Consider the following 14,200-nt stretch of genomic DNA (forward strand, 5'->3'; position numbering starts at 1 on the left):
CGATAGTACCTCACATGAGAACACAGAAAGGCTATAATGATGGAGCATTGAGTGTTTGTTTCTGAGCAATTACGGCGAACGCCGCACTAGAAACAAACACTCAAATTAGCATTTAAATCTAGGACTTAGGAATGCTAGCGATGGTCTTTTCTAGCGACTGCAATTGAGCTAGCACTAGGTCTTTGCTAGGCTTAGCTTTTTTGAGTTCGTCTGTTACTTTTTCTGTAGTTTCTTCAACGGTATCGTAGCTTTTAGGTTCCTTAGCTTTGATGCCATCTTCGACTTTCTTCCAGGAAGTTTCAAACTTGTCAAATTCGGTTTTAGCTTTAACAAAATCACCAGTGTCAACTGCTGCTTTGGTATTAGTAACTACACTCATTAACTCTGGATAGTTAGCAGTAGATGCTGGTTTCTCAGATGTGGTGACAGTGGTAGTCGTAGAAGTAACCGGTGGAGGTGAGGTTGGCGGAGTGGATGCTTCTTGCTTCTCGCCGCAACCAGCTAAAGCTACAAGGGTGACGGCACTGAGGACAAGGATTTGATTGAAACGAGCCATGAAAACTCCTAAAAAATTAATACTACAATCTATTTTGTCACAAAAACCGCAGATCGATCGCTAAAACCATCTGCAATTCCTGCAATTAACCGCAGTTAGCAGCCAGCCCAAGAGGATCGTGCTCCTAGCGCTGTCATCTTCGAGACGGGGCGGGGGTTACAGAAACCGAGTTTCGGGAATTTAGGTAATGCGATACCTGACAGGATTTAACAACCTTAAGGAAACATCGAAATATTAGTGTATCGAAACTGATAAAGTGTAACTTGCACCGCCTCGTTCTGTACCGACGACTATCTGATATTTTCCCGTCTGGGGCAATTCTCCCGACCAGCTTCTTTTTTCTTCAGCTAAGGGGTTTGTATTCGGATCGATAACCTTAAAAACAGCATTTCCTTCTACTGATTGGATCTCTAGATTCATCCTTTGACCTTGTTGGGCCCCGATCAAATAAATCATGACTTCGCCCCGGGCTACTCCTCCTTTTACTTCCCCTGAACTAGCACCTCTTTTAAACTTAATTTGCTGCTGTCGCTGAGCCATTAAAATCGCCGATTGTTCCGGGATTGCTGTGGAGGGGACAATGCTGGAGATAGCGTTTACTGAAGCCGGAAAACTTGCAGAGGCACTTAAGCCAATTATTAAAATATTTAGCTGTTTGAAAGTTTTTGCTGGTTTGTTCATGGGAGTTTCACTCTTAGCGTGATATCAATTCCGGTTGCACTCATACATGATGTTAACAGTCAACAGTGAATGTACTATTCCGATGAAGAGAGGATTTGATATGAAATGATTCATTTGTACAATTATAGCTAAACATTTTTGTCGGCGCGCGATCGCCCTTGCAGAACAATTTTAGCTTTTTGTAAACTGCCCTTTCGCCCTCGCCCTCGCCCCAGACTTGATTTGAGATTCTAGATTGGAGATTCAACCCTAGGATGTGGGATAATTTTGGGCGATGGGGAACCAGATCCTATTTGGTTGATTGACAACGATCAGATTTGGTTGGTAGTGCGGACTTAAGTCCGTTCTCCGGCGGCAGACTTAAGTCCGCACGCGCGATCCATTTTTGTTGTGGTAATCGCTGGACATGATATTACATATTACCCTCCAGTCGCCAGCGGGTGCGGTAAAGTAAAAACACCCAGAACACGCAGTTACAAAAAAATTGTATACTTCGTAATTATCACAAACCAAACGATATGACGCAACAGCCAGCCATTACCTACCGCACCGAAAGCGACTCAATGGGAGACAAACAAATCCCATCTACCGTTTACTACGGCATTCAAACTCTGCGCGCCGTTGAAAATTTTCCAATTAGCGGTATCAAACCTTTATCAACTTATGTAGATGCTTGCGTTTTAATTAAAAAAGCTGCGGCGATCGCCAACGGTAAACTCGGCTGCATTCCTGAAGATATTAGTCAAGCACTGATCCAAGCTGCCGATGAAGTTTTAGCCGGAAATTTGCGCGATCAATTTGTAGTTGATGTCTACCAAGCAGGCGCGGGAACTTCTCACCACATGAACGTTAATGAAGTGCTTTCCAATCGCGCTTTGGAAATTATGGGCGATGAAAAAGGCAACTACAAGCGCGTTAGTCCCAACGATCATGTAAACTACGGTCAATCAACCAATGATGTGATTCCGACGGCGATTCGGATCGGCGGATTGTTGGCCTTGGAAAAAACTCTATTTCCGGCTTTGTCTGAGGCCATAGTCGCCCTAGAAAATAAAGCAGAAGAATTCAAAAATATTGTTAAATCTGGCCGCACTCATATGCAAGATGCTGTGCCGGTTCGACTCGGCGACACCTTCGGCGCTTGGGCGCAAATTCTCAGGGAACATACCTTGAGAATTGACAGGGCATCCGATGATTTAACTTCCCTGGGATTGGGGGGAAGCGCCGCTGGAACAGGCTTAAATACTCACCCTGAATACTGTCAAAAAGTTGCTGAAATTCTCTCAGAATTAATCGATCGCCCCCTGAAACCAGCAAGGCATTTAATGGCAGCTATGCAGAGTATGGCACCGTTTGTAAATGTCTCCGGTGCGCTGCGAAATCTCGCTCAGGATTGCGTTAAAATGTCCCATGACTTGCGTTTGATGGACTCTGGGCCGAAAACGGGTTTCAAGGAAATTCAACTGCCTCCGGTGCAACCTGGTTCGTCAATTATGCCTGGAAAATACAATCCTGTGATGGCAGAAATGACTTCGATGGTGTGTTTTCAAGTTATGGGTTACGATAGCGCGATCGCCCTTGCAGCCCAAGCGGGACAATTAGAATTAAACGTGATGATGCCCTTAATTGCTTACAATTTGATTCACAGCATCGAAATTTTGGGCAATACCATCAGCGCGCTAAGCACAAAATGCCTCGAAAAAATTGAAGCAAAGGGCGATCGGTGTCTCGCTTACGCAGAAGGCAGTCTCGCCCTCGTTACCGCCCTCAACACTCATATCGGCTATCTCAATGCCGCCGCTGTCGCCAAAGAATCTCTCGAAACCGGCAAATCTTTGCGGCAAATTGTCCTAGAACGCGGTTTAATGAGTGAAGAAGACTTGGCAAAAGTTCTAGATTTAGAGAAAATGAGTGCGATGCCAACATCATCTGCTAATGCTTAGCCACAAGATGGCAGTATTCTTTCAGAGTCTCAAGTTTAGGAGCAAAATTTATGCGCGCAGGTTCCTTTGGCCAATTAACTCAAGATAAAGAGAACACAACTCAAGTGACATTTCATTATGTGGAAGGTCACACGGAAACCTTTACAATTCCTATCCCGGCATCAGAATTTCAAGAGGAAGTGCTGCAGTTGTTAAATCAACCTTGGTTGACTTTTCATTTAGTCGATCAAACGGTTTTTATCTGCACTGCCCGGTTGATAAAAGTGGAAATTAAACCTGCTATCCCGGAACTTCAGGGCCAAGGAATTTTCTCTAATTCTATGCGAGTTAGTACGATGCAGCGGGCTGCTTCTGGCAGATTGCCGATGAATACTTAATGGAGCATGGGGCATGGGGGATTGAATATGAGGATTAATCATTGGTAATTTGTTGTAATTACCAATTATCAATTACTAATGCCCCATCTCAAATAACAAATAACAAATAACCAATAACCAATAACATCATGTCTTCTGTTAGTTTAATTAAGGCCAATTCATACGATCGCCAAATCCTGCAAACATCTGTAGAAAATTTGCTCGCACCCCTGGGCGGAATGTCGGCTTTTGTCAAATCGGGCGATCGGGTTTTACTCAAACCCAACCTCCTCACCGGTTCTCGCCCCACCAAAGAATGCGTCACCCGCCCGGAATTGGTTTACTGCGTGGCGAAAATGGTCATAGAAGCTGGCGGAAAACCGTTCTTAGGCGACAGTCCGGCTTTTGGCAGCGCGATGGGTGTAGCCAAAGCCAACGGTTATTTGCCGCTGTTAGAAGAACTGAATTTGCCAGTAGTTGAGTTTCAAGGAAAACGCTACGAAACTGTCAGCCAAGATTTCAACCATCTCCGAATTTGCAAAGAAGCAATGGAAGCAGATGTAGTAATTAATATTCCCAAACTCAAATCTCACGTACAATTAACCGTGACAATGGGCGTGAAAAATTTGTTCGGCTGCGTCCCCGGCAAAATGAAGGCTTGGTGGCACATGGAAGCTGGCAAAGATAGCGCCAGATTCGGTCAAATGCTGGTAGAAACAGCCAGGGCAATTAACCCAAATTTGACAATTTTGGATGGAATTATCGGTCACGAAGGTAACGGGCCAAGCGGCGGCGAACCTAAGTTTTTGGGGATTTTGGGCGCGTCGAGTGATGTGTTTGCGCTGGACAGAACTTTAGTGGAAATCATTAATGTCGATCCGGCGCTGGTTCCGACTGTGGCTGCGGCGATGAGATTGGGACTTTGCTCGAATTTAGAGGATCTCGATTTTCCCCTGTCGCACCCGGAAACTCTCAAGGTTTTGGATTGGAAGTTGCCAGAAAGCATGATCCCGATCGACTTTGGTATGCCTCGGGTGATTAAGTCAGCGTTCAAACACCTTTATATCCGCTTCATTAAAGAACAGTTCAGCCCCAACACTTCGCACTAGCAAACAGAGAAAGCGCGGTAAGGTGCGCTGGGGGCGCACCCACAGAAAGTCTGGTGTCGTCCACTCTACATATCGCAGTGCGATCGCCAGATCGGGTATCAATCCCCCAATCCCCCAATCTAAAATCGACTGACTCCTCACCTTTTTGAGACAGACTATAAGTCAGTCCTACCTTTTTATTGTTTGTTTAATTGTGAACAAATGCAACATTATTATAAATAATGTGAATGCTATTGGTGTTACACAAATTTATATAAATCTTTCATAAAGTTTTGGAATAAATCTTGATTTTTTAAATGATTGGTCTCGTTGCCTTCTAGAATGGCGATTCCCTACCCTTCACCGAACCCCTATCACGCACTTCTAGCGTTCCACACTTGTATCAAATTCTATCGGTAAGACGGAAATTATGCACTATATATATAGGGCTGACAAGAATTTATGGCATCTGTCCTGTATTACTGCTAAGTCAGAGCTAACTTCAACCTAATTATGTAGCCTCCCGGCTGAAGCACCTCACGGTGTTACAATAACGTGTAAAACCATTTTTTGCCTTTTGGACTATAAGTTGAAGGCTCTGATAAATCTACGACATAAGTATAAATATCTAAAGTCGCAGTTAGTTTGACAAAAATCAAGCCTAAAACAGCAATAACTTGTTACTTAAGTGGTTAATTGTAAAAGATCGATAAAGTTAGCAAAAACCTCTTGACAGTTATAGGTAATTTCTCGGATAATAGATTCACATAAAAGACGGGCTCGGTTTGAAGTTTAAATATCAAATTCGGTTCAGATAAACCTTTTGACTGGTGTGACGTTCCAGAAACATTAAACATATCCAATAATTCTTGTAGACCTGGCATCCGGCCTGCTGTTTACAGTTTTTTTAGGATGCGCCTATTGTTAATGACACGGACAACGGACGGCCAGAACGCAATAGATCGATCGAACTAGATTTGAAATCAGTCACCACGAGTAATCCAAAGTGATAAGAAGTATCATATTGCTTCTTTACGTTACTTTCCCATGCGATTTTCTGACTGTCTGTTATATTTCGAGGCAACAGCCCATCGAATCTTTAGTGAATTTATCAGTACGTAGAATTAGCTTTTTTAGGAATTAAGTTGAGGCTCCTAAAGCTGAGAGATATCAATCCGCTATCTTAAGAACTTTCAACTTCAATAACAGCAAGGCAAGCTTTGAGTTTCGCAACCGGATTAACGAGTAGAAACTCTAATTTTCTCAATCTCATTTTTTAATTGTCTAGCTTCATGTCGAGGTGGAAAACCACCGGCGATATGTCATTGCTAATATCTCGGTGCAAGGAAGCAATCTTACAGTTTTACATAGCTTCTATCTAGCGCTATCCGAGCAATTACAAGCATTAATGCAGACAAACGACCAAAAGAAAACTCCATACAAAAGAAGGTACATCTATGTTTTCCAACAACAATTTGACTATTTTACAACCCTTATCAGCGAAACTCTTGCCAGAGGGCCAAGTTTTACTCACCCGCAAGCTGGACGAGGCCGTTGTCGAATTAACCAAGTATTGGGATGGTTCGATTACAGTGATGATGGAAGAGACCCAAACAGGTAACAATAATCTCGATTGCAAAGTTTTCGATATCGATAAACTACCATTCAAATTAGAAGTGATTTCCTTCGATCTAATCACGCCTGCTTTGTTGCACAAACACAATACTTCGCTGGTATTGGCAGTGCCAGGATACCGACAAAACCATATCAGCAATATTTGCAACTTAGCTGGAGTGCCATGTATTTACGTTTCTGAATATACTCTGAAAACTCGCAAACAAATTGCGAGCGTGAATACCAAAAACCCGATTGTACGCTTGCGGAGAATGGCTTGGGAAAAAAATCAAGAAATTCAGCAGCGGGCGGCGATCGCAACTGCGGATGGTTTGCAGTGCAACGGTACTCCTACCTATAAAGACTACTTGAACCTCAATCGCAATTCGATGCTTTTCTTTGACACGCGGATTAGCGAAGATATGCTAGCAACTGACAGGGATATTGAAATGCGGACTCACAACCGCTCAGAAGATATGCCTCTGCGGCTGCTGTTCTCAGGCCGCCTGATTAAAATGAAGGGAGCCGATCATTTACTGAATGTTGCTCTAGAACTTAAGAAACGGGCAGCAAATTTTGAAATGTTCATTAGCGGTGCTGGCGACTTAGAAAAAATGATGCACCACACCATAGCAGCCCATCAACTTCAGAATTGCGTGAAAATGCTTGGTGTCCCGGACTTTAAGACCGAGTTTTTCCCCTTTGTTAAGGACAATATCGATTTGTTTGTGTGCTGTCACCGGCAGGGCGACCCCTCGTGTACTTATTTAGAAACAATGTCTTGCGGAGTGCCGATCGTAGGCTATGCTAACGAAGCATTCGAGGGAATTTCAGAAATGTCTGAAACGGGATGGATTGTACCGATGGATAAACCTAAACTGATGGCGCAGAAAATTATTCAACTCAGCTACAACCGAGAAGTCATCAAAGCTATGTCTTTTAAGTCGCTGAGGTTTGCCCAAAAGCACACATTTGAGAAAACTTTTAAAGCTCGTGCAGAACATATGCAGCGGGTTGCTGATAAGTCAATGTCGATGAGAAAAGCTGCCTGAAGAAAACTGTGGGTTCGAGATTTGATGTCGTGTCTGATCTATTGACCGCAATAAGTAGGGTTCGTAGTGCGGACTTGACTCCACTCCTAGGCCCTGGAGTCAAGTCCGCACTACGAACTGTTTTTGTTATGCTAATCGACCGGACATGATTTGATGTCGTGTCTGGCGATTTGATTGGAATTAAGCCTACATTCAGAAGAAATAGTTCTGATTTATTCATCAAAAATAGGACAGTCTTCCTCACTACAAACCTATCTAATTTTTTATTTTTTAGGGCAGCCAGCGGGGGCGACATCCTTTTAGACGCAGTTATTGAGGTGAGGGATAATTATTAGAGGCCGGTGCATTTTTGAATTTGAAAAGTATTAGAGTTGAAAGGGCGATCGCACTTGGGCCATCAGTTCTCAAATCTCCTGCGACCGGTTCCGATTTCTTTGCCACTACCCGGTCTAACAGCAATTCTATCCCGTCGGGCGACAGGCTCATTTTTGTCTCCACTTGGTCGGGCAAAACTAACAGCGGTTGTACTGCAAATGTCTGCAAATCAATTGCTTCAAGGGTGAATTGTTCGGAAAAATCTTTCCCAGGCTTCCGTCTGGTTAAAAAGTAGTAAAGCTGAGGAGTTCTGGGGTCAAACTGACAGTCGATCAATCAATTCTCCGGTGGTGCGGATTAGTTCTTTTTGCAATTCCTGATTTGTTACTAAAAAAATTGACTGTGTAAAATCGCTGTTGTACTTCAGCATTGCCGATTCTCAGCCGTCGGGTGTGAAGCTGAATACTCTCCGAAATGATGGTATGAAGTCTAAAGGTTTGACGTTTGGTGTCAAGGATAAAATGGCGATGCCGTCTGCTTGGGGATTGGCTAAAGTTCCGCTGTCTGGGGCGATCGCAAATTCTCCGGTCGCACGACTAAAAAGCCGCTGCGGAATCCGGGAAGTTTCCGGCCGCAACAACGACAAACCAATGTCCTCTGCATTGCCTCTCTTGGCGCGCTGAATCGCGATCGCTCTTAAGGTGCTGGCACTTACAGACAATTCAAATATATAATGCCGATGCCATTGGAAACAACATTACAAAGCAAGCCAAACAAAATTTCTTGACAACAACCCATTAATTCTAGATTTAAATCGTCACAATTTTTAAGTCGAAAGTCAAAATAATTAATTATTATTTCTAGGTTTGGCTTTTGGCTTTTTATTTGTGAAAATCAACAATTTACAACAGAAGAAATTCAACCATACAAAACTTCTTTCACAGGCGGCGTGGCATCTTTGGGGTCGAATTTTTTGATTTTCAAAGCTTGCAGCAAAAACAGCGAAATATAAAGCGGATTCAACAATACATACCGCTTCCAGAGACGCCTGGGCTCCTTAATCATCCGAAACAGCCATTCCAAACCTATCTTAGATAAAAACTCAGGAGCTTTAGCCAAATTACCCGCGTGAAAATCGTAAGCTGCACCTACAGCAATCAGCGGCATTGATAAGTCATCTCGGTATTCGTAAGCCCAAACTTCTTGTCGCGGACACCCCAAACCGACAAAAGTAATTGCTGCACCGCTGTTGCGAATTTTCTCGGCAATGTCCTGTTTTTCTTGCGGCGAAACCTGCTTAAATTGAGAAGGCTGAGTTCCAGCAATAATTAACTTGGGATAACGCTGGCAGAGATTGCGAGATAAAGCTTCCAGTACAGAAGCTTGAGAGCCGTACAAATAGATAGATAATCCTTCTTCGGCGGCGCGCTCGCAGATTTTTAACATCGCATTTGGCCCGCAAACTCGATCGGGCAATTCCGTATTGTAGAGCAAATTTAACGCCCATCTGACCGGCTGTCCGTCTGGCAATACTAAATCAATGTGATTGATCCGATAGCGGTGAGTGCTGTCAAGCACCCCAGTCATTACCCCGTGAACCGCTAGAGCCGAAACTGACAGTGGTTTTCCGGCGTTGGCTGCCGCAATAATTGTGCTAACAGCCGCTTCATAATTAACGGCATTTACTAATATGCCGAGTACATTTTTTTTTCCTAAATCGATATTGGAAGACCTCTCTAAGCCAACGACACTTACACTCATAAATATCCTCTAAAATTTGTTTAACTTTGTTTTCAATTCTTTATACCTCTTGCACAAATATTCGATCTGTTAACCGCAGATCTTAAGTGGATAAACACTAATCGACGCAGATAATTTAATCTGATCGGCGATTGAATGCAAGAGGTCTTTTACAAAAATTGCCAGCACATTCTTTTTGTACCCGTTCAATCCTGCGATCACTCTTTCAGCCAGCGTTCGCGGTTACATTCATAAATCTCCTGTAGGATTTGTTTAACGTTATATTTCATTTTCCAGTCAGGATAGTGACTGGAAAATTTTGAATTATCGCTAATCCACCAAATGTGATCGCCAATGCGATTTCCTTCAGCATAAGTCCAATTAAATGTACGTTCCGCAATTTCCTCGCACATCTGGATGGCTTCTAACATCGAACAATTGCTGTATCTACCTCCTCCTGTATTATAAACTTGGGCGCTTCTGGGAGCTTTATAAAATTCATAAAATGCCGAAATTAAATCAGCGCTGTGAATGTTATCGCGGACTTGCTTGCCTTTGTAGCCAAACACTGTGTAGGGAGTTCCCGTCACGGCGCACTTCATCAAGTAGGCGAGGAAGCCGTGCAGTTGAGCTCCAGAGTGATTTGGCCCCGTCAGGCAGCCGCCGCGAAAACAAGCGGTGTTTATCTGAAAATATCGACCGTATTCTTGCACTAAAATATCAGCGGCTACTTTAGAAGCACCAAACAAACTGTGCAGGCATTGGTCGATCGACATATCCTCCCGAATGCCGTTTTCGTAAGTGTGACCTGCTTCTATTTCCCATCGATGATCTAATTCAACTAAAGGCAAGTTGTTGGGGGTATCGCCGTATACTTTATTAGTAGATGTAAAAATGAAAACTGCTTTGGGACAGTACAAGCGAGTTGCTTCTAAAAGATTGAGAGTACCGTTAGCGTTTACTGTAAAATCTATTTTTGGGGCGCGAGCCGCCCAATCGTGGCTCGGTTGGGCGGCTGTGTGAATTACTAGCTCGATCGAATCTCCGTACCGCTGAAAAATATTGGTAATAGCTTCGTAGTCGCGAATGTCAACATCTAAGTGATAATACTTGGTTCCCAAAGATTTTTCTAGCTGTTGGCGGTTCCAGTTGGTAGAACCATCGGCACCAAAAAAGAACTGGCGCATATTGTTGTCGATGCCAACTATGTCTAAGCCTTGTTTGGCAAAGAACTTACAAGCCTCCGAGCCAATTAATCCCGCCGAGCCAGTAATGATTGCAACGCTCACGTTTCACCGCCTAAAAAATATAGTTTTTTTTGTTTTGTGCGATCGAACAAATCAGATATCACCCAGATTTTCGATAGACTATATCTTCGCACAATTGAGCAAAGAATTTACCTTTAACATCCCAATCATATACTTCCCTGACGTGATTTCGACCTGCTTCACCCAAGCGCGATCGCAACTCGGCATCGCCGGCTAAATGAGCGATCGCCTCAGCTAGACCCTGCACTGCCTGTTCTGGATTGTAAGCAGGTACTTTTACCCCCGTTTGTGCCGTCACTTGAGTAGCAGGCCCTCCCAAATCCAAGCAGATAATGGGACGCCCCGCCGCCATCCCCTCCAGACAAGTCCACCCCCCAGAATCGTGCAAGCTAGGGTGAATCAGTACATGAGACTCCCCTAACTTGCCCAAACTTTCTTCGCGCGGCAGCCTCCCCCACAACTTAACTTGAGAAGCAATGCCCAATTCTTGCGCTAAAGACTGAAGGCGATCGCCTTCCGGGCCATCCCCCAGCAGCCAATATTCGGCATTCGGCAAGTTAGCTCGGGCAAAGGCCCGTACCGCCAGGTGATAGCCTTTCCAGTGCAGCAACCGCCCCATACTGATGAACCTAATCGGCGAATCCCCTGGCATTTTGCACTCTCCCAGCCGCCCCATCTCTGCCTTTGACAGACCGGCTTCAGAAAGCACCTGCACCTTTTTAGCCCCCATCGCCCGCACCCGCTTCGCCGTGTCATCCGTGGTCGCCAAAGCTAAGACGCTTCTTTGAGCCGTCATCCTGGCAAAGGGATCTCTCTCACCGAGGCGCTGCCCCCAGTCTCGCGCTGTTTCGTAAAGTTTTGCCTTGGAGCTAAAATCTTCCCAAAAAGGTTTAGGGGCTGCTTCGCCACCGCCCACAGGCCCCCAAATAAAAGGAATAGGCAGCAGCGAGATGAAGCTCGGCGACCAAAATTTAACGTAGGTGACGTGGCGGGCGATGTCGAAATTAATTTGGCGGTGGAGATCGCGCGCCTCTAAATAAGCCAAAATTTGCCACAGGTAATAGTGCAATTGCAGCCCTCCCTGTCTACCTTTAAAGTTTTCGCTCCAGCCGAAAGGCTCAATGTAGACGAAGTGCAGATTAGGGTTCGGGTACGCGGCGAGGAAGGCTTCAATAGCGGTACGGTAAAAGGTGCGAGTTATTACCCATACATCGTGATGTTTGGCGGCTTCTACCACCGCATTCCAGCCCACTCCTTCCTCAGATCCTTGTCCGGGTTCGCAAGCAAAGGCAGACAATAAAATTTTCATCAACTTTTCTCCAATACTAGCGAAGTCACATCGGCTATTAATTTCGCAGCATTTTCTGGTGTATGTTCAGCGATCAATTGCTGGGATTTTTTGCCCATAATTACTAACTTTTCGGGGCAATCAATCAAGTTCCGCATCGCATTTGCCATACCTTCCGAATTATAGGGATCAAAAATATAACCATTTTCACCTTCAACGATCATTTCGCAAGCCCCCGCCCATTTTGAACACAAAACCGGCTTACCAAATGCCATCGCTTCTAGTACCACCATTCCCCAAGTATCTTCTAACGTAGGAAAAACAAACGCATCAGCTGCTAGAAAATAAGATCCCAAGTATCCGTATTCGATCCACCCTGTCCAAACAATTTGTTTTTCTAAATCCCATTCTTTTGTAAGTGCTTCTAGTTCCGATCGCTGTTCCCCATCTCCAACGATAATGACTGTGTAATTCGAGTATCCCTGGCTTTGCAAAATTGTGCAAGCTTCTAACAGATTCTTAATCCCTTTGCGAGAAATTACTTGACCCACGCACAGAAAAATTGGGTGGGAGAATGACAAAGAGATAGAATTATTATTGTCTATTTTTTTTACCAAAGCTTTAGCATCAGGAACCATGTAAGGTTGAGCAAATATCTTACTTTCGGCTGCCCCAATCACTTCAACCAAATATTCTTTACCTCGGCGACTATTAGAAACAAAGGTATCCGCAAATTTACCCATCCATCGTCGAATCGTCGATCGCACCTTAGAATCTCGAAAGTCTACATTCGGGGAACTACTTTCATAAACTAAAACCAGTCGCCATTTCCCTATAGGCTTAAAAATTATAGCTACCAATGTCCAGATCGAAAATCCACTAGCAAAAATGACCTGGGGCTTGAATTTCAAAAGAGGAAAAATAATCCCAGGAGTAGCCTTAATATAACCACGACTGTACCCTGTTTTTATCTTTTGGGTGGTGATGAATTGTGTATCTCCCACAACTTCGACTACTTCTGTACCAGCAGCTTCCGGATCGTAGCGCGGCCAGAGGCGACCTGTATAAAAAATCGTGTTCGGAATTAGTTTTTTGAGCTCATGTAAAACCGGCGGCCAATAGGCCCCAAACTCTGCAGAAGGAACGAGCCAAGCGATGCGAACTTCATTTTTGTCAACCATCCTATTCACCTTGAGTTTTGTTTTTAGTCAATCCCAGTTTACTCAACACTGAGAGCCAAACTAACCTGCGATAAGGTAGCAGCCAATAAATTGGCCACAACAACCCACCATGCCGCTGAGCAAATACTTTCCACTCTTGAGCTGGTTGCAGGGTAGTATCTTTGAATGATAAACCTTTCGGTTTACTCATTTTATCTAATCCTTCGCTTAAATTCTCAGCAGCCATTTTGGTAACTTGGGGATTGAGGGAACAAGTACCTAAATAGCCCGGAGCAATCCAAACTGTACATCCTTTCTGTCTGGCTCGTAAACCATAATCCCAATCACCAATATAATGGACAAAAGCCGGATCGAGGTTGCCGACTATTTGCACAACACTGCGGGGAATTAATACGCAGTTGCCGTGCATAGTATCGCACATTTGAGGATCTTTTGTTGGTTCTAGGATACCATATCGGAAGGGGTGCAAAGCATTATTTCGCACCACACCCCCGTAAGTTGTTTGACCAGTTTCTGGGTCGCAGGTTGAACCGCCAATGATTGCTTTTGTTTCTCCTTTTTCTGATAATTTGTGACTGGTTTCTAGCAAGACACTTATTGTTTTTGAATAAATAACAGTGTCATCATTTAACCACAGGTAGTAGTCGGGATCGTGTTTCATTGCTTCGCTGAAAGCCCAGCGCATTCCCCCGTTCCAAAATAGGTTCCCATCTCCGGAAAAAATCTTGACTTGAGGATAAGTTTGCTGTACTGCTTCGGCTGTGCCATCAGTGCTGCCGTCATCTACCAGATAAGTATTGAGTGCAATTTCACTTGTTAATATTTGCTTAAAGAGCGACTCTAGAGTGGCCAAAGTCTTTAACTTGCGGTTATGGCAAGTCATCAGGACTGCTATACTCATCTGCTCCATCTATATTTGAAGATTTGGCTATTGGTGAAAAATTAGTAGAAAACTGCTCTCTGACCATCGACAATGCCGATCGACTTCGAGTGCTATCCAATTATTAACTTAATCTGTCGCAACTATCAAGATATTTACTCGATCGCTGATTTTTTGATTTTTCCAGATTTCCCCAGACAATAATTTACTAATAAATTATTGTATAAATCAACACGCT

The 14,200-nt window shown here is 44.0% G+C and carries 13 protein-coding genes; 4 read left to right on the top strand and 9 right to left on the bottom strand.

Going from position 1 to position 14,200, the window contains the following annotated elements; translation table 11 throughout:
- Window positions 1-118: 118 nt before the first annotated feature.
- Both IQ263_RS10770 and IQ263_RS10775 read right to left on the bottom strand, forming a co-directional pair.
- Window positions 119-556: a DUF4363 domain-containing protein gene (locus tag IQ263_RS10770; RefSeq protein WP_194067424.1), complete on the bottom strand. Its 438-nt coding sequence runs from the start codon at window positions 554-556 to the stop codon at window positions 119-121.
- A 234-nt stretch (window positions 557-790) separates the two neighbouring features.
- Window positions 791-1,237, bottom strand: a complete 447-nt coding sequence (locus IQ263_RS10775) for a hypothetical protein (protein ID WP_194067425.1) — start codon at window positions 1,235-1,237, stop codon at window positions 791-793.
- A 518-nt stretch (window positions 1,238-1,755) separates the two neighbouring features.
- Between IQ263_RS10775 and IQ263_RS10780 the strand changes: the two genes are divergently transcribed.
- The 4 genes from IQ263_RS10780 (at window position 1,756) to IQ263_RS10795 (ending at window position 7,290) form a co-directional block, all read left to right on the top strand.
- Window positions 1,756-3,180 (top strand): aspartate ammonia-lyase, encoded by a 1,425-nt coding sequence (locus IQ263_RS10780; protein WP_194067426.1) that lies wholly within the window; start codon window positions 1,756-1,758, stop codon window positions 3,178-3,180.
- 50 nt (window positions 3,181-3,230) lie between these two features.
- A complete protein-coding gene (locus IQ263_RS10785) occupies window positions 3,231-3,557 on the top strand; it encodes a hypothetical protein (RefSeq protein WP_194011807.1) in 327 nt (108 codons plus the stop codon).
- A 128-nt stretch (window positions 3,558-3,685) separates the two neighbouring features.
- Entirely contained in the window at window positions 3,686-4,645 is a 960-nt protein-coding gene (locus IQ263_RS10790) for an Npun_F2552 family protein (protein WP_194067427.1), read from the top strand.
- A 1,436-nt stretch (window positions 4,646-6,081) separates the two neighbouring features.
- The gene (locus tag IQ263_RS10795; protein WP_194067428.1) at window positions 6,082-7,290 is read left to right on the top strand and encodes a glycosyltransferase family 4 protein; all 1,209 of its coding nucleotides are present in this window, start codon (window positions 6,082-6,084) and stop codon (window positions 7,288-7,290) included.
- A 309-nt stretch (window positions 7,291-7,599) separates the two neighbouring features.
- On the opposite strand, the gene IQ263_RS10800 is transcribed toward IQ263_RS10795, so the two are convergent.
- The 7 genes from IQ263_RS10800 to IQ263_RS10830 all read right to left on the bottom strand — a co-directional run bounded on the left by IQ263_RS10800 (window position 7,600) and on the right by IQ263_RS10830 (window position 13,992).
- On the bottom strand, window positions 7,600-7,941 hold the full coding sequence (locus IQ263_RS10800; RefSeq protein WP_194067429.1) for a hypothetical protein: 342 nt from the start codon (window positions 7,939-7,941) through the stop codon (window positions 7,600-7,602).
- A gap of 103 nt (window positions 7,942-8,044) precedes the next feature.
- On the bottom strand, window positions 8,045-8,326 hold the full coding sequence (locus IQ263_RS10805; RefSeq protein WP_194067430.1) for a hypothetical protein: 282 nt from the start codon (window positions 8,324-8,326) through the stop codon (window positions 8,045-8,047).
- Window positions 8,327-8,523: 197 nt separating this feature from the next.
- Window positions 8,524-9,366, bottom strand: coding sequence for a WecB/TagA/CpsF family glycosyltransferase (locus IQ263_RS10810; RefSeq protein ID WP_194067431.1), 843 nt, complete (start codon window positions 9,364-9,366; stop codon window positions 8,524-8,526).
- A gap of 197 nt (window positions 9,367-9,563) precedes the next feature.
- Window positions 9,564-10,634 (bottom strand): NAD-dependent epimerase/dehydratase family protein, encoded by a 1,071-nt coding sequence (locus IQ263_RS10815; RefSeq protein WP_194067432.1) that lies wholly within the window; start codon window positions 10,632-10,634, stop codon window positions 9,564-9,566.
- 58 nt (window positions 10,635-10,692) lie between these two features.
- Window positions 10,693-11,922: a glycosyltransferase family 4 protein gene (locus IQ263_RS10820; RefSeq protein WP_194009477.1), complete on the bottom strand. Its 1,230-nt coding sequence runs from the start codon at window positions 11,920-11,922 to the stop codon at window positions 10,693-10,695.
- Window positions 11,922-13,082, bottom strand: coding sequence for a glycosyltransferase family 4 protein (locus IQ263_RS10825; protein WP_194067433.1), 1,161 nt, complete (start codon window positions 13,080-13,082; stop codon window positions 11,922-11,924). The genes IQ263_RS10820 and IQ263_RS10825 overlap by 1 nt, the downstream gene beginning before the upstream one ends.
- A 1-nt stretch (window position 13,083) precedes the next feature.
- Window positions 13,084-13,992 (bottom strand): glycosyltransferase family 2 protein, encoded by a 909-nt coding sequence (locus IQ263_RS10830; RefSeq protein WP_194067434.1) that lies wholly within the window; start codon window positions 13,990-13,992, stop codon window positions 13,084-13,086.
- Window positions 13,993-14,200: the final 208 nt, after the last annotated feature.

Origin of the sequence: Tychonema sp. LEGE 06208, assembly GCF_015207505.1 — a bacterium.
Lineage (GTDB): Bacteria > Cyanobacteriota > Cyanobacteriia > Cyanobacteriales > Microcoleaceae > Microcoleus.